9 protein-coding genes are annotated in these 17,169 nt (G+C 45.0%); 6 read left to right on the top strand and 3 right to left on the bottom strand.

What is annotated here, in order from left to right; all coding sequences use genetic code 11:
* Nucleotides 1-28 precede the first annotated feature (28 nt).
* Nucleotides 29-1,933, top strand: coding sequence for a TonB-dependent receptor (locus C510_RS0108920; RefSeq protein WP_018711000.1), 1,905 nt, complete (start codon nucleotides 29-31; stop codon nucleotides 1,931-1,933).
* Between the two features lie 80 nt (nucleotides 1,934-2,013).
* Here C510_RS0108920 and C510_RS0108915 read toward each other — a convergent pair whose 3' ends face one another.
* On the bottom strand, nucleotides 2,014-2,919 hold the full coding sequence (locus C510_RS0108915; protein ID WP_018710999.1) for a helix-turn-helix domain-containing protein: 906 nt from the start codon (nucleotides 2,917-2,919) through the stop codon (nucleotides 2,014-2,016).
* 182 nt (nucleotides 2,920-3,101) lie between these two features.
* On the opposite strand from C510_RS0108915, the gene C510_RS0108910 reads away from it, so the two are divergent.
* Nucleotides 3,102-3,917, top strand: coding sequence for a carboxymuconolactone decarboxylase family protein (locus C510_RS0108910; RefSeq protein WP_018710998.1), 816 nt, complete (start codon nucleotides 3,102-3,104; stop codon nucleotides 3,915-3,917).
* A gap of 32 nt (nucleotides 3,918-3,949) precedes the next feature.
* On the opposite strand, the gene C510_RS0108905 is transcribed toward C510_RS0108910, so the two are convergent.
* Nucleotides 3,950-4,246: a hypothetical protein gene (locus C510_RS0108905; RefSeq protein WP_018710997.1), complete on the bottom strand. Its 297-nt coding sequence runs from the start codon at nucleotides 4,244-4,246 to the stop codon at nucleotides 3,950-3,952.
* 194 nt (nucleotides 4,247-4,440) lie between these two features.
* On the bottom strand, nucleotides 4,441-5,985 hold the full coding sequence (locus C510_RS0108900; RefSeq protein ID WP_018710996.1) for a carbon-nitrogen hydrolase family protein: 1,545 nt from the start codon (nucleotides 5,983-5,985) through the stop codon (nucleotides 4,441-4,443).
* Nucleotides 5,986-6,303: 318 nt separating this feature from the next.
* Here C510_RS0108900 and C510_RS16910 point away from each other — a divergent pair, with 318 nt between their 5' ends.
* The 4 genes from C510_RS16910 (at nucleotide 6,304) to C510_RS0108880 (ending at nucleotide 17,112) form a co-directional block, all read left to right on the top strand.
* Nucleotides 6,304-9,015: a metallophosphoesterase gene (locus C510_RS16910; RefSeq protein WP_154651966.1), complete on the top strand. Its 2,712-nt coding sequence runs from the start codon at nucleotides 6,304-6,306 to the stop codon at nucleotides 9,013-9,015.
* A 210-nt stretch (nucleotides 9,016-9,225) separates the two neighbouring features.
* Nucleotides 9,226-12,396, top strand: a complete 3,171-nt coding sequence (locus tag C510_RS0108890; RefSeq protein WP_022338996.1) for a SusC/RagA family TonB-linked outer membrane protein — start codon at nucleotides 9,226-9,228, stop codon at nucleotides 12,394-12,396.
* Nucleotides 12,397-12,416: 20 nt separating this feature from the next.
* The gene (locus C510_RS0108885) at nucleotides 12,417-14,048 is read left to right on the top strand and encodes a RagB/SusD family nutrient uptake outer membrane protein (protein WP_025892387.1); all 1,632 of its coding nucleotides are present in this window, start codon (nucleotides 12,417-12,419) and stop codon (nucleotides 14,046-14,048) included.
* Between the two features lie 133 nt (nucleotides 14,049-14,181).
* A complete protein-coding gene (locus C510_RS0108880) occupies nucleotides 14,182-17,112 on the top strand; it encodes a GH92 family glycosyl hydrolase (protein WP_018710992.1) in 2,931 nt (976 codons plus the stop codon).
* Nucleotides 17,113-17,169: the final 57 nt, after the last annotated feature.

The raw sequence follows: 17,169 nt of genomic DNA, 5'->3' as shown, positions 1-17,169 counted from the left end.
CTGGACTTAATTTGATAAACGAAAATAGATGAAGAGATTCTTCGCTGTTGTACTGTTTGCTGTCTTGGCTGTTCATGAGGGAGCAGCACAGGAACAGAAAAGTGATTCACTTCGTTTAGGGCGAATTTATGAGATAGGAGAGGTCGTAGTAACCGGAACCCGTAATGAGACGGATGTACGCCATTTGTCTCAAACGGTTTCGGTGATAGACCGTACACGGATAGACTATGCCATGCAGCCGTCGTTACTTCCTGTACTTACCGAGCAGATTCCGGGAATGTTTGTGACTTCACGGGGAATGATGGGGTACGGAGTATCGGGAGGTGCTGCCGGAAGTATTTCGCTCCGGGGGTTGAGTGGCAGTTCCGGTCGGTTGATGGTAATGATAGACGGTCATCCACAATATGCCGGAATCTTCGGCCATCCGATAGCTGATGCTTACCAGTCGTTTCTGGCGGAGCGGGTAGAAGTCTTGAGAGGACCGGCTTCGGTCCTATACGGCTCGAATGCGATGGGTGGCGTCGTGAATATTGTTACCCGCAAGATGAAGGAAGATGGTGTGAAAACCCACCTTCATGCCGGTTACGGATCCTACAATACATTGGAGACGGAGTTGACGAACCGGGTACTTAAGGGACGTTTCTCGAGCGTGGTTTCCGGTTCCTACAATCGTACAGACGGCCATCGTACGGATATGAACTTCGAACAGTATAGTGTATATGCCAAATTGGGTTATGAAATGACGGAACAATGGAGGTTACGGGGCGATGTCAATGTGACACATTTCAACGCTTCCTATCCTGGTCCGGTGGATGCTCCGTTACTGGACGGTGACCAGCGCATCACCCGAGGTATGACTTCGTTTGCGGTGGAGAATGAATACGACAAGACTTCCGGGTCACTTAGCTTTTTCTACAATTGGGGAAACCATTGGATAAACGATGGGTATACTCCTTCTAAGGGTGAAAGCCCTTTGGATAACCGCTTCCTTTCGTTGGATAACATGATGGGGGTCTCTTTTTATCAGAGTGCTCGATTCTTTTCCGGAAACCGTATTACGCTGGGTGCTGACTGGTTCCGTTATGGCGGTCGTGCCTGGAATGAATATGTCAGTGGTGAACTGGCCGGAACTATTTCCGAGTTGGTGGATAAGCACGAAGATGAGTTTGCCGGATATGTTGATTGGCTTCAGGACATCGGTTCCTGGCTTACGTTCCATGCCGGATTACGTGTAGATCATCATTCGCGTGTGGGAACGAAATGGGTACCTCAGGCCGGCTTGGCATTTCATCTTCCGAATGCCGTAGAATTGAAGGCATCGGCTTCCAAGGGCTTCCGTTATCCCATTCTTCGGGAAATGTACATGTTCCCGCCACAGAATCCCGATTTGCAGCCTGAATCGATGTGGAATTACGAACTGGCTTTCTCTCAACGGCTATTGGAAGGAAGTTTGACTTATGGTGTCAATCTGTTTTATCTGGATGGGAAGAATCTTATTCAGACACTTCCGAACCCTGACGGTAGTGGAATGTTGAACCAGAATTCCGGGGCAATCCGCAATGCCGGCATCGAGGTACAAGGGGCTTATCGCATCGATCGCCAATGGTCCGTAGACGCTAATTACAGTTACCTGCACATGGAAAATCCCGTTGTCGCTGCTCCTGAACACAAACTGTATGCGGGAGCCAACTTCATGAAAGACCGTTGGAATGTTTCTACCGGAGTGCAGTACATTGCCGGGCTCTATACGCAGACTGATCCGGTACTGACAGAGGATTTTGTGTTGTGGAATCTTCGGGCGTCGTTCCGTATTTCCCGTTGGTTGGATATCTGGGCAAGGGGAGAAAACCTTTTGGCTCAGAAATACGAAATCAATGCCGGTTATCCCATGCCACGGGCAACCGTCATGGCAGGATTCAATGTCAATTTTTAGAAATCAATCACTTGAGTACTGATACCGACGGCTACACGGGCAGTTTTTCCGCCAGATGGCTGGCTGCAGAAGTAAGTTTCTCAGAGGTGACGGTTGTCGGTCCGGTATTCATTCGGTGTGCAACCTGCTATCCGTTTGAACATCCTGTTCATGTGTTGCGGATATTGGAATCCCAGGCTGTAAGCTATTTCGCTCATCGATTGGGGAGTGGAAAGCAATAACTCCTTTGCCCGGTCGATGACCTTGTTCTGGATGTATTCGGATACGGTTTTACCAGTCTGCCTGCTGACCATGTCGCCAAAGTAGTTGGATGAAAGGCAGACTTTTTCCGCGAAATACCTGACAGTAGGCAGTCCTCTTTCTTGAGGGGCTTCGCTGTCGAAGTATTCGTCGAGCAGGTGTTCGAAACGTACAATGATATCCTTGTTGGATGCCTCACGGGTCGTAAACTGACGCTCATAGAAACGCATGCAGTAATCGAGCAGCAGTCCGATGTTGGCCGTAACCAGCCGGCGGCTGTGCCTGTCGGTATGATGCCGTAGCTCTGCTTCTATCCTTTGGAAGCAGTCCATGACTGTTTGCCGTTCTTCTTCGGATACGTGTAACGCTTCGCGGCTTTCGTAAGAAAAGAAGGTATATTTCTTGATTTCCTGTCCAAGTGCGGTACCGTGTATGAAATCGGGATGGAACAGGACGCCGTGAGCTACAGGACGGGTATCGGGGGCCATATTCACTTCGGCTACCTGTCCGGGAGCAAAACTGACGATGGTACCTTCCTGATAATCGTAAGGCTGACGTCCGTAGGTAATGTCTCCGCATTTGATGTCTTTCAGGTAAAGGGCATAGATACCGTAATTCATCTTGAAATGTGTCGGCCATACGGTTGCCTTTGACAAGTCAATGACAGCCACCATCGGGTGCAAGGTCTCCAGTCCATAAAGCCGGTTGTATTTTTCAATGCTGTCCAGTATGATCAGTTCATCCATGTCGTGAGAATTATTCGTTTCGACAAATATACTTTTTCTTGTCGGATTATTGGCTATTTCCGTTTCCTTATCTATGATTCGGGTATAAATATCTGTAAATGGTATACAAGAGTATCTGTATAATTGAAGTAAATTTGCAATAAAGAAAAATGCAAATCCATTGAAACAGAATCACTATGAGAATGAAATTTATTTTAGTGCTTTTTGCATTGGCGATAAACAGTACAACAATTATGGCACAGGAAACAATCAAACAGACAGCTGGACGCGATCAGCTTGGAGACTTTGCTCCTAAATTCGCAGAATTGAATGATGATGTACTTTTCGGTGAGGTCTGGAGCCGTACCGATAAACTTGGATTGCGGGACCGTAGTCTCGTAACCATCACTTCGCTCATCAGTCAGGGTATCACAGACAGTTCGTTGACCTATCACTTGCAGTCAGCCAAACAGAACGGGATCACCCGTACCGAGATTGCCGAAATTCTGACCCATATCGGTTTCTATGCAGGATGGCCGAAAGCATGGGCCGCCTTCCGCCTGGCTAAGGAAGTCTGGTCGGAAGATGTAAAGGGTGAAGACGCGAAAGCGGCTTTTCAGCGGGAGATGATTTTCCCGATCGGGGAGCCGAATACTGCCTACGCACAGTATTTTGTCGGTAACAGTTATTTGGCCTCTGTCTCCAGCGAACAGGTACCTGTAGCGAACGTGACTTTTGAGCCGGGATGCCGCAACAATTGGCACATCCACCATGCCACAGAAGGAGGAGGGCAGATGCTTATCGGTGTGGCCGGTAGAGGATGGTATCAGGAAGAAGGGAAACCTGCCGTTGAGATTCTACCCGGAACAGTCATTCATATTCCGGCAAATGTCAAGCATTGGCATGGAGCCGCTGCAGACAGCTGGTTTGCCCATCTGGCTTTTGAGGTACCGGGTGAAAAGACTTCCAACGAATGGCTGGAACCGGTAACGGATGAAGCATACGGTAAGTTGAAATAGTGCTTGCTTTGCGTAAGACTTTTCGTTACCGGTTATGGTTGTGCGTAAACCGGTACTAGCAAATCTTCTTCCGGCCAGTTGGGCAGGTAAAACAAGGGCAGAGGTTTTCCACCGATGCCTGACCATTCTATCCGATGTATGTGGTCGAAGTTTGGGGTACCGAAATCGAATGAACGGCCGTAGAGAAGTATTGCGCCACGGCTGTCATCAATTTTCCACAGTCCACCTCCATAGGTGCACAGCTCATCGGAGGCAAGTAAGTCTTTGTGCAGATAGACGTGACCGAATTTCAGTACGCCATCTTGAGTGATGATGAATTTGGGATACATGGCATGGGGCGTATTAAGGTTTGACTTTGAATTGAAAACTCGGTTGCAAGATACGCAATTTTCCTTGATTCCAATAGCTTAAAGGCCGAAAAATAGCCTTTAGGCTGTAGTCTGGAAGCAGGTGTTTGAGGTAAGAAAAAGGGGATGTGCCGTTTGGACATATCCCCTTTTCTGTATCTGGCAGGCAGATTGCTTTATGCCTGAGAACTCTTTTTCATTTTGACTTCGTACAAGTCGCTTCTGCGGTCCTTCAAGTTCCGTACGCTACCGTATGTATGGAGTTCGTTCAGCAAATCCAGGTCTACGTCCGAAACAAGAATCATTTCCGTATTTGGAGTCGCTTCCGCACGTTTTCCGTCGGTCGGGAAAGCGAAGTCACATGGAGTAAATACACCGGATTGGGCATACTGGATATCCATGTTGTGTACACGTGGCAGGTTTCCTACACTACCGGCGATGACTACAAAGCATTCGTTTTCGATGGCACGGGCATGGGCACATACCTTCACACGGCTATAGGCATTCTGGGTATCTGTCAGGAAAGGTACAAACAGAATCTGCATTCCTTGGTCGGCCATGATACGTGACAATTCCGGGAATTCCACATCGTAACAAATCAGCACACCGATTTTGGCACAGTCTGTCTCGAATGTCTGTAAAGATTTTCCGCCGTTCAATCCCCAACTTTTGATTTCATCGGGTGTGACATGTATTTTCTCGTACATTTCGTATGTACCGTCACGGCGGCACAGGAAACCGATGTTGTACAGTCTTCCATCCTCTTTGACGAGCGGCATACTTCCCGTGATGATATTGATGTTGTAGCTGATGGCCAGCTTGATGAAACGTTCTTTGATTTCCTGCGTATAGGTTGCCAGGCCACGGATGGCTTCCGATTCTCCCTGGTTGTTGAAGTTAGCCATCAGGGGCGCATTGAAGTATTCAGGGAACAATACGAAATCGCTCTTGTAGTCTGAAACGGCATCAACGAAAAATTCTACTTGTTCAAACAGGTCGTCCAAGGTCTTGTATGTACGCATCTGCCATTGTACCAGTCCGACACGTACCGTGGTTTTCGGAGTGACGTATTCCTGTGTAGGTGGCTGATAGTAGATGTTATCCCATTGCAACAGGCAGGCGTAGTGTTTGGACTCTTCGTCGTTGGGCAAGTAATTACGCATAACCTTGCGTACATGGAAGTCATTGGATAACTGGAATGTCAGTACCGGGTCGAAAATTTCTTTGCGGCGTACCTTGTCAATGTATTCCTTGGGACGCAGGGTGTCTGCGTATTTGTGATAGTTAGGAATACGTCCGCCGAACATGATGGCTTTCAGGTTTAATTTTTCACACAGTTCCTTCCGGTATTCGTACATACGGCGTGCCAGACGCAATCCCCGATACTGAGGATGGATGAAGACTTCGATACCGTATAGAATGTTCCCCTTGGGGTTGTGGGTGTTGAAGGTCTCTTTACCGGTTACCTGAGCATAGGTGTGGTCGTTCTTCACATCATCGTAATTGACAATGATGGAGAGGGCACATCCTACTATCTTTTCGTCGACTACTGTAACGATTTGCCCTTCGGGAAAAATCTTGATCAGTTTCTCGATTTGTTTGTGTGTCCAGAACACATCACTTCCGTCTGAATAGACACGTGTAAACGATTGTGCAAGCTGGTCGTAATCTTCAATCATCAGATTACGTATCTGTACTTTGTTAATCTTCAGTGAATCCATAAGATGTATTGTCATTTTTTATGCGGTGCAAAGGTAAGCATAACTGAAATTCCTTGTTCTCCTTATGAGTAGAAAATGTAATGCTTGCTGTAATGTTTCTTTATTCTGCTGTCTGACTGTATGGCTTTGAGTTGGAAAATGCGGCTGTTTTGTGCCTGATATTGTTACATCTCCGTTACAAGCTCTTTTTTTCTTTTTAAAAAATTGGGTTTTGGTGAATTTGTTATTAAAAAATACATTATATTTGTTTCTATATATTAAAAACTAATCGTACGTTTAACCTTGAATTTATTTCTTATCTAACAAAATGATTGATTTATGAGAAACTTATGGGCAACATGGATGGCGCTCTGTATCGTCCTGGTAGCAAATGCACAAGAGTTGCATTTTCGAGACAATGGAACCTTTAAAATAGTACAATTTACCGATACGCATTTCTGTCCGATGAAAACGGAATCGGATGTAGCTATCGATGTGATAAGGAAAACTGTAGCGGCAGAAAAACCTGATGTCCTTGTCCTGACGGGTGACGTAGTGACCGGAGAACCTGCAGCCGAAGGTTGGAAAAGAGTCTTGTCGGTTTTGGACGAAACGGAAATCCCATATATCCTCATGAATGGAAACCATGATACGGAGCAGGATTTGTCGTATCAGGAAATAACCCGTCTTATTACTTCGGCAAACAACTGCCTCAATGAGGTTAACGATAAAGGTGAACTTTCTGATAGGATACTTGAAGTAAAAGATAAGCAGGGGATTTCTACAGAAGCTCTTATCTATTGCCTGGATTCACATTCCAATTCTTTGTTGAGCCAAGTAGGGGGATATGCCTGGATTAATTATGACCAGATTGCTTGGTATCGGGACCAGAGTAATCGGTACAAAGCCCAAAACGGGGGAGAACCAATACCCGCTTTGGCTTTTTTTCATATTCCCCTTGTAGAATATACTGAGGCGTTCAATCAGCGGGAAGGAGCTTTTTCCGGTATCAGACTCGAAAGAGAATGTCCTGCTGACATCAATAGCGGAATGTTCGGAGCGATGTTGGAACAAGGAGATGTGATGGGTGTATTTACCGGTCATGACCATGACAATGATTATGTTGCTTCCTATAAAGGCATAACGCTGGGATATGGGCGTTTTTCTGGAGGCAAGACTACATACATCGACCTTCAGCCTGGAGCACGTGTCATTACTCTGTATGAAGGAAGAAAAGAATTTACCAGTTATATACGTCTTCAGGATGGCAGAATCATTGATAAACTCAATAGCAAGGCACGTCCGGAGAGGGATATCACTTTTGCGGTTGTGGCCGATTTGCACTTCGATTTATTGCCGGAATCCGATCAGTATTATCATGTACGTGCCTTGAATAACCTGGAGAATAACTTTGTCTGGCCAAATGGTACACCTTGCTTTCAGGGAGATACTTTGAAACGATTGGATTGCGTGGCTATTGCAGGTGATATTTTTGATAAAGCACTTGATGAGACCCATTCCCTTTATAAAGAAAGATACCACCAGGCAAACGGGGAGGATGACAAGAAAATAAAATATCCGGTATTCCCCGGATTCGGAAACCATGACATTGACCCTGTTTCGAAGAAACCTGCCGATAATCTGGCAGGACGCAAAATGAACCTTGCTTATATGGATTCAGTCCTGCAGGCCAAATTGGCGAAGGGGGAAATCCTGAGTGTTGACCCGGAGAGCAGAGCTTATTCATGGAATATAGAGGATGTACATTTTGTACAGATGCATACGTATGCCGGTGACGACCATTATTGCAAGGGTAACAGCCTGGAGTGGCTTGAAAATGATTTGAGGCTCTATGCCGCAGGAGGTACCCCGGTAGTCTATATCCAACATTATGGGTTTGATAAATGGGCCATCAAATGGTGGCCGAAAGATAAGCGAGAAGCTTTGTTCGATCTGTTGGATCAATATAACGTGGTAGGTTTCTTTGTGGGGCATACACATGTTCCTTCCATAGAATCTTATAGAGGTTATACCATATTCCAAGTAAATAATGCCTGGCCGGATGAAGACGGTAACGGTTCGTTTGCGGTGGCACGTCTTAAAGGAAATACTTTTGCCGTGGCTACTTGTCGGTGGACGGATGGCGAAGGAAACTTCGAGGTGATAACTCCTTATATCACTCCGGAAAATACAGTTGGAGAATGGATGAAACGGATAGACGGTAAAAAGAGAATGTGCAAGCTGTCTATTCCGGCTACACACGATAGTGGAGCTTTGGAAGGCGGTAAGCTGCTTCAGACACAGGATGTTTCTTTGGAGGAACAGCTTAACATCGGTATCAGAGGATTTGATATACGTTTGAAGGCCGAGGATGACGAGCTTCGTGTATACCATGGAACGGCCCGTCAGAACATCACCTGGGAGAAGGATGTATTGCCGTTGTTTCTTGATTTCTTGAAAAAACATCCGTCTGAGACCTTGGTCGTTTCTGTAAAGTGTGAAGGTGGAAGTAAGGAGGAATATAAAAGGTTATTGTCCGAATCTATTTCCAACGAGGCCTATCAGCGGTATTTTGTGGATAAGTTCCGTGCCGATATCACACTTGATGAATGTCGGGGCAGAATTTTCTTTGTGCATCGGGATGAGGTGATGGAAAATTATCCGGGCGTATATTGTTATGGCTGGGAAGACAATGTAACGTGTGACATGACTATCCGTGGCAGTAACGGTAAAGAGGCTCTTGTCTCTTTACAGGATGAGTATCAGCACAGGTATGCAGGAAAAGCACCCTATAAGATGGCGACAACGCTCAAGAATATGATGGCAGCCATGCATGAGGAAGAGAATTCGAATAAATGGTTCATCAGTTTTGCCAGTGCTACGGCCTTTCCGAAAGATGGTCCTAAAGATTTTTCCGATAAAGTTAATCCAGGACTAGCTCATGAAATTCAGGGACTCTATAAAGGCTTTGGTATCGTTTTGATTGATTTTGCCGGTACTTCTGACGGACAGGAGTTGGTGAAAAGACTGATTGGGTCGAACTTCAAATAAGATTGATACAATTTGAAAGTAGAGGGTTCTTGAAATACTGTTGTAATAAGATGGCGCTTAATCCATCGTTTTTACCATAAAACAAGCTATTATGATAGGATTTGTTCTTTTAAAGATATCTGATTTCTGAAAGCATTTTTTAAATTTGCAAGGATCATTTACGGTCCTGAATATTTGTTAAGTCAATGCTAACATTTTAATATACATAAGATGAAGAAAAGATTTGTGAGTTTACTAGGACTTGCATCTGTATGCCTTTCCTTATCAGCTACTGCAGGAGAAAATTCTGTTGGTTTAAGCTCGAACTATTCGATTGCACAGAACAAGACCATTCGTGGTCGGGTCATAGACAAAAACGGAGATGCTGTTATCGGTGCATCTATTGTTGTAAAGGGCACGACACGCGGTACAATTACCAATATCGACGGAGAGTTTTCCATTGATGTAGCTAAGAATGAAAAGTTGGTTGTATCGTATATCGGCTATACAAGCCAGGAGATTACTCCATCAGGAACAGATTTGACTGTTGTACTGGAAGAGGATACCGAAGTATTGGATGAAGTTGTTGTACTGGGATACGGTGCGAATGCCCGTAAACAAGACTTGTCTGCTTCTGTAGGTGTATTGAGTAATACGGAAGAACTGACGACACGTCCGGTCAGCTCAACAGAAAGTATGTTGCAAGGTCAATTGGCCGGTGTAACGGTTCAGGCAAATGGTGGTGATCCGACTTCAGCTCCTTCTATTGTTATCCGTGGCCAAGGTTCTCAGAATGGCGATAATGTATTGTGGGTAGTTGATGGGGTGCCCGGTGCTCCTATCGCTTCCATGAACGATATTGAATCAATTACCGTATTGAAAGATGCGGCTTCGGCAGCTATTTATGGAGCTCAGTCTGGTGCCGGTGGTGTTATTCTGGTTACTACCAAGAAAGCGAAGGAGGGTGCTCCGTCTGTAAGTTATGATGCAACCTTCGGTATACGTCAGGCTACCAATCTTCCGGTACCTTTGAATGCTGAACAGGAGATAGAAATGCGTAAACTTTCGTATGCGAACGCCGGTTTTACACTTCCACAGGGATGGGATGTAACCAAGAACCCTTGGATTGCCACTACCCGTACCGACTGGATGGATGAGATTTTCCGCACAGCTTTGTATCAAAGACACAATGTGGCATTCAATGTCGGTACAGAGAATTTCTCGAACAGAGTTTCCTTTGCATACGATAATGATGAAGGTACCCTTATCAATACTTTCAATAAAAATCTGTCTCTGCGTTATAACGGTAAATTCAAACTGAATAAATGGGTGACTGTCAGTGAGGATTTTGTATGGAAGAATACAGAAAGTCAGACCAGCGATACAGAAAGTGCTTATACTGGAGCCATTCTTTCGGCTATTTATATGCCGGCCAGTGCTACGGTATACAATCCGTTAGACGGTACCTACGGAGGTACAACAACTGAAGATCCGGCGTACATAGCACAATATGGGTCAAATTTCGCGGATATTCATGGTGATGCCGTAAATCCGGTGCGTACCCTGGAGGCAAATAACATTTTCAACCGGACCAGTGATATCTGGTCAACCAGCAGTCTGGAAATTGCTAATGTCATTCCTGGCCTTAAATTCATCAGCCGTTTTACTTACAACCTGAAGAACAACAATTACAAGCTTTTCAGCCCTATCCGTGATGAAGTAGGTAAACCTGATTTGTCCAATTCACTTACAGAGAGCGCTTATCGAAGTGACAGTTGGAAAACTGAAAATACGTTGACTTATGATAATACCTTTGGAAAACATACCATCGGTGGATTGTTCTCTACGACTGCCGACCATCTGGCGACCAGAGGATTTGAAGTGGTAGGTAAAGACTTCCAGGATGAAAGTGCCTATCTGCAATACTTGGCTTATGCCGGTTCTCTTTCTGCTACCGATTACATGACCGGTCCTGATGCGAATGTGTCATTGATAGCCCGTGCTGCCTACTCATACGATGACCGTTATTTTGTTACAGCATCTTGGAGACGGGATTATGCCGGACGTCTGCCGAAGGCAAATAATTACGGTGATTTCCCTGCTGCTACAGCCGCATGGAAAATTTCTAATGAAAAATTCTTCCACAAGAGTGATTTGATCAGCTTGCTGAAAATCCGTGCATCATGGGGACGTGTAGGTAATCTGGGATCTATCAACTATAACTACAGCTCACCGTTGCTGGGTACTACGTTCTGGACAGAACAGGCACAGTATGGCGTAATGTCCAATAAACTTTGGAATAACTTTGTATATTACCAGACTGCCGTGAATCCGAACCTGACCTGGGAAACGTCCGAACAGACCGATATAGGTTTGGATATCGAAATGTTCAAAGAACGCTTGTCTATCCAATTGGACTATTTCGACAAACGTACATTCAACCTGATTCAGACACAGACCATGGACTGGCCGAGTACCATCGGTGTAGATGCGATGCTTGTGAATCAAGGTGAAGTAAGAAACCGTGGTTTTGAAGCGCAAGTGAGCTGGAATGACCAGGTAAACAAGAATTTCTCTTATTTCTTGTCGGCAAACTTTTCTTACCTGAAGAACTGGGTGTCTGACATCGGTGTAAAAGATGAAGACGGTAATCCGGGAGTATGGACCGGTGACGGTAGTTTCCGTAACTTGCCTTATATGTACCAGACAGCAGAGGGTGAACCTTTGAATTCTTATTACTTGATCAGAACCGATGGTATTTTCCAAAGCGATGCAGAAGCTGCAGCTTATGTTGATAAGAACGGTAACCGTATACAGCCTGAGGCTAAAGCCGGCGACCTGAAGTTTGTTGACTTCAACGGTGATGGGACCATTGATGATCTGGACCGTCAGTATTGTGGAAGTGCGACTCCTAAGACTACCTTTGCCTTGACAGGTGGTTTTACTTACAAGAAACTTTCTGTCAGTGCCATGTTCCAGGGAGTAGGTGGCGCGCAGGCTCTGAACGTAGCGAAATACATGACTCTGAGTGATGTGGAAGGAAACTTCAACCGTGATAGTGAAATTCTGAATGCATGGAGCCCGACAAATACTTCTTCCGATATCCCTCGATTGTCGAAGAATGACCCGAACGGTAACTTCAGTACACCGTCAGACTGGTATCTGGAAGACGCTTCATACCTCCGTCTCAAGAATCTTACAGTTTCATACGACTTGACGGATATCTTGCGTAAGATTTCACACTTGAAGGAAAGAAATAGCCGGATGTCTGTATATTTCAGCGGTGAAAATCTGTTTACGATAACCAGTTACTCCGGAATTGACCCGGAATGTGGTGGATACGATGCCATGAAATATCCGGTATCCAGAGTGTTGTCTGTAGGATTTAAATTGACTTATTAAAACAATAACAGTAGATGAATATGAAAAAATATATATCAATAATCGCATTATCCGGACTTGTTCTCAGTTCGTGCAGTGATTTCCTGGATGTACAGTCTGAGGGAAATCCTACTACCAATGCTTATTTTACCAATGACCAGCAGGCAATCGATGCCATCGACGGTCTTTATGCTCCTATACATCAGGAGACCGGATTCGGACGTGAATTATTCTGGGAACAGGGTGCTGCCTGTGACATCGTTTGGGGACGTACCAGAGGATACAATACATTGGCCACTTTCGCCTATACCGGTGATGAAAGTCCGATTAGCGATACGTTCAATATGTTCTATCAGAACATGTCGCGTTCCAACTGGATTATCAAGCAGTTGTTGAACAAGAAGAAAACGACTCAGCTGACCGATGTGGAAACCAGAAGCTTGGGAGAAGCATATTTTATGAGAGGTATGGCTCATTTCTGGATAGCTTATCGTTATGGAACAGACGAACAAGGAGTTCCATTTGTGCGATATGAAGACTTTGAAGGAGATTATGACAATTCAATACCTCCACAGTTGGCTTCTGTAACCGATAACTATCAGGCTATCATTGACGATATGGATCAGGCTATCTCATACCTCCCTAAATTCGAAGAGTATTCGGATGATGATAAAGGTAGAGCGCACCAAGCTGCAGCTGTAGCCTATAAGGCGAAAGTCTATGCATATTGGGCTACCTGGGATGAAGGTAAATGGAATGATGTCATTGCCATGGTGAATGAGCTGGAGAATACGTATGGACGTGATTTGGCTCCGACTTTTGCCGAAATCTTCTCTTCTGATTTTGCTGATTTCTGGAACGCCGAATATATCTGGTCCATTCCTTCTACCGGAGGTTCTACCGGAGGTGGTGTAGAGTTCCCGGGTATTGTTCTCGAAAACAAAGGTTGGGGTATCTATAACGGTTGGGGACAGCTCAAACCGTCTTATGACATCTATGAAGAGATGGCCAAAGATGGAGCCGGTAACGACCGTCTGGTACGTTCCATTCTGGAATACAATCAGGAGTTTGAATTCTTCGGTGAAAAACGTCGCTTCTTTTCTGTCTCAGATTTGGAAGCAGGTTTCCAGATTAATAAATACATGGACCCGTTCAAGCATAAAGATGCTACCAATGAAGGTTATGTCAATACAAACGGTGACTGGCCTACGGCACGTATCAATTTCCCGTTGATTCGTTTTGCGGAAATGTTGCTGTTCCGGGCCGAAGCCTATCTGATGACAGGTAAGCCGGAATTAGCTAAAGCTGATTTGAACAGAATCCGTGTCCGTTCCAATCTGCAGCCGTTGGAAGGAACTCCTACCATGAAGGACCTGTATCATGAACGTCGTTGTGAATTGGCCTTTGAGTATACGGACCATCTGTTCGATTTGAAGCGCTGGCATCGTTCCAGCAATGCGGAAATCAAGGAACTTGCAGCTAAAGAGTTGAATGCTCATCCGCGTGTACGTATTTATGAGGACCGTTCTAATCCTGAATCTACTTTCACTATCGGTGATTATGAAGATTATAAGGAAAAGAAAACTTACGAAGATTACATGATGGTATTCCCTTATCCGTCTAACCAGATTACGAAATCAAACGGTAAGCTGAAACAAAATAAGGGCTATTGATAGTTCATGTTCCTTCATAAATTCTTATATTTGTCATTCCTAATTCAGGGTGTTTCTAGAAATATCCAGGAATTGGGAATGACATTTTTTTAATATAGCGTGCTTTAAAATCATCTTACACTATCTTTTTATTATGAAGACACCTGTATTTCTTGCTGCCTGTTTATGTGTATTGAGCGCATGTACAGTGGCTGGCAATAAGACTACTGCTATAGATTATGCAGACCCGTTTGTCGGGACAGGGTTTCACGGGCATACTTATCCTGGAGCAACACTTCCGTTTGGCTCTGTACAGCTAAGTCCGGACACCAGAAAGGGAAACTGGGATGCTTGTTCCGGATATCATTATTCCGATTCTACCTTGTTCGGATTTTCTCATACACATTTGAGCGGTACCGGATGCATTGATTTGGGCGATGTTTTACTTCGGCCTACGAGCCGTCCTGTTGCGCTAGGAGATAAGAGTCAACCTGTTTATTCACCGGCTGTGTTTTCGCATCAGAATGAAACGGCAAGGCCTGGATATTATGCGGTATACCTGGAGGATGAAGATATAAAGGCCGAACTGTCGGCTACTGCCCATGCGGGTATACATCGGTATACGTTCCATTCGGGGAATCAGTCATCTGTCATCGTCGATTTGGCTCATTTGCTGGATAATGAATTCATATACGAAGCGCAAATCAAGAGAACCGGTGGGAATGAAATTTCTGGTATGCGGAGAACCCGTGGATGGGTGGATAATCAATATGTATTCTTTACGGTCAGATTTTCGGAACCTATCCAGCAACTTCAATTGATAAAAGAGGGAGAACCGGTCAGTCAGAATGATTCTGTTGCAGGAACTCATCTGTTGGCTGTTGCTTCGTTCGGGGAAAAGAAAACTGTTTTGGCGAAGGTCGGCATTTCGATTGTGAGTGAAGCAAATGCCAGGGAGAACCTGGAAAAGGAAATTCCAGCGTTCGACTTTGAAACAGTAAGGAGTAACGCCGAAAATACCTGGAAGAAGGCTTTGGCTGTAGTTGAGGTAAAAGGTGGAACCGAGGAACAGCGGAAGAATTTCTATACGGCCTGGTATCATGCAATGGTAGTACCGAATCAGGTGAATGATGTCAATGGTGAGTACAGGCGCCATGATATGACAATCGGAAAGGTGGCAGAAGGCAGGAAGATGTTTTCTACTTTCTCTACCTGGGATACGTTTCGGGGGTGGCATCCATTGATGACGCTTACGGATACGGTGTTGGTGAATGACATGGTGAATTCGTTTATCAGGATGTATGATGCTTCGGGAGAATTACCATTATGGCCGCTTTCGGCCGGTGAGACCAATACGATGATTGGTTATCATTCTGCTTCTATCATAGCCGATGCTTATTTGAAAGGAATCAGAGGATTCGATGCGGAAAAGGCATTGGCTGCCATGGTGAAATCGTCGGAAATTAATAAGAAGGGAGCAGATTATTACATCAAGTACGGATTCATACCGGCCAATATCAAGAAGGAATCTGTATCTTGTCTGCTGGAATTTGCGTACGATGATTGGTGCATTGCCCAAATGGCTAAGGCAATGGGAAAGAAAGAGATTTATGAAACTTATATCGCCCGTTCCCAGAATTACATCAATGTATTCGACGGACTGACCAAATTTTTCAGGGGAAAACGCATGGATGGAAACTGGATGGAGCATTTCAATCCCTATGAAGTGGGTCGGGACTATACGGAGGCGACTGCCTGGCAATACAGGTTCTTTGTGCCTCATGATATCAACGGGATGATTCAGCAGTTCGGTGGGGTGGAAGCCTTCGGAGCCAGTCTGGACTCCTTGTTTGTCGTAAGTTCAGAAATGGATGGTGAGCTGTCGGACATTACAGGACTGATTGGACAGTATGCGCACGGTAATGAGCCCAGTCATCACATGGCTTATTTATATAACTACATCGGAAAACCGTGGCTGACACAGGCCATGACCCGGAGACTGCTGGATGAAATGTATGCTCCGACTCCGGAGGGTATTATCGGTAACGAAGATTGTGGACAGATGTCTGCCTGGTATATCTTGTCGGCCATGGGCTTTTATCCGGTATGTCCGGGCAGCAACGAATTTGTACTTACGACTCCATTGTTTGATGAAGTGAAGCTTTTGTTGGCCAACGGTAAGCAACTTCTGATTAAAGCTGAAGGCAGTTTGAAGAAGGTTTATGTTGATGAAGTCAGACTGAACGGGCAGGTAATCGATAAAAATTACGTGACCTACAATCAGCTGATGGAGGGTGGTGTACTGGAGTTTGTTCTGACTGATAAGCCTAACCTCAAGAGAGGAACGGGAGTGGATGCTTTCCCGTATTCGTATACCAAAGAATCTGTAGTGGCTATGCCATACGTAGACAGAGACCTGAACCTGTTCATGGAACATGTAGACGTGAATTTAGGTTCTGCCACAACAGGGGCCCGCATTTATTATACGTTGGATGGAAGTGAGCCGACAGAAAATTCACAGCTGTATAAAGGAACTTTGTCCATCGACAAGACCACTACCATCAAGACCAGAGCGTTTAAGGCTGGTTATGTTCCTAGTCGGATTTTTACGATTGAAGCTACCAAAGCCGTATTGGAGCCAGCGCTGACAAAGACCGCTTCTGAAAATGGAACATCTTATACCTATTTTGAGGGATATTATCAGACCGTCAATGACTTGAAAAAAAGCAGACCGGTCGGCAAGGGGATTATGAAAGAGCCTTCTATTAAGGAAGCCCCACAAGCAGACCATTTCGGCTACATCTTTGAAGGTTTAATCAATGTCCCCGAAGACGGCGTATATACTTTTGCGACGAAATCGGATGACGGTAGTGTTCTCTACATCGGCGATACAAAGGTTGTGGATAACGACGGTTCGCATGCTGCCATCAGCGCTTCAGGTAAGATAGCCCTGAAAAAAGGGTTGCATGCTTACAGATTGCTGTATTTTGAAGATTATGAGGGCGAAGAATTAGGCTGGGAATGGATGACTCCTGATGCCCGGCAGATGGAGACTATTCCGGCTGATGTCCTTTTTATAAAATGAATGAAATAATTTATATTATTAAATACGTCAAACTATGAATTTGAGAATCAATAAATG

The organism is Phocaeicola barnesiae DSM 18169 = JCM 13652 (genome assembly GCF_000374585.1).
Taxonomy (GTDB): domain Bacteria; phylum Bacteroidota; class Bacteroidia; order Bacteroidales; family Bacteroidaceae; genus Phocaeicola; species Phocaeicola barnesiae.
The sequence above is the reverse complement of the archived record's forward strand: the minus strand, read 5'-3'. Positions and strand labels throughout refer to the sequence as shown.

Excerpts from the sequence above, each read along its gene's own strand:
- C510_RS0108880 (WP_018710992.1), top strand. The coding sequence starts at position 14,182 with ATGAAGACACCTGTATTTCTTGCTGCCTGTTTATGTGTATTGAGCGCA.
- C510_RS0108920 (WP_018711000.1), top strand. The coding sequence starts at position 29 with ATGAAGAGATTCTTCGCTGTTGTACTGTTTGCTGTCTTGGCTGTTCAT.
- C510_RS0108890 (WP_022338996.1), top strand. The coding sequence starts at position 9,226 with ATGAAGAAAAGATTTGTGAGTTTACTAGGACTTGCATCTGTATGCCTT.
- C510_RS0108905 (WP_018710997.1), bottom strand. The coding sequence starts at position 4,246 with ATGTATCCCAAATTCATCATCACTCAAGATGGCGTACTGAAATTCGGT.
- C510_RS0108910 (WP_018710998.1), top strand. The coding sequence starts at position 3,102 with ATGAAATTTATTTTAGTGCTTTTTGCATTGGCGATAAACAGTACAACA.
- C510_RS0108915 (WP_018710999.1), bottom strand. The coding sequence starts at position 2,919 with ATGGATGAACTGATCATACTGGACAGCATTGAAAAATACAACCGGCTT.
- C510_RS0108900 (WP_018710996.1), bottom strand. The coding sequence starts at position 5,985 with ATGGATTCACTGAAGATTAACAAAGTACAGATACGTAATCTGATGATT.
- C510_RS0108885 (WP_025892387.1), top strand. The coding sequence starts at position 12,417 with ATGAAAAAATATATATCAATAATCGCATTATCCGGACTTGTTCTCAGT.
- C510_RS16910 (WP_154651966.1), top strand. The coding sequence starts at position 6,304 with ATGAGAAACTTATGGGCAACATGGATGGCGCTCTGTATCGTCCTGGTA.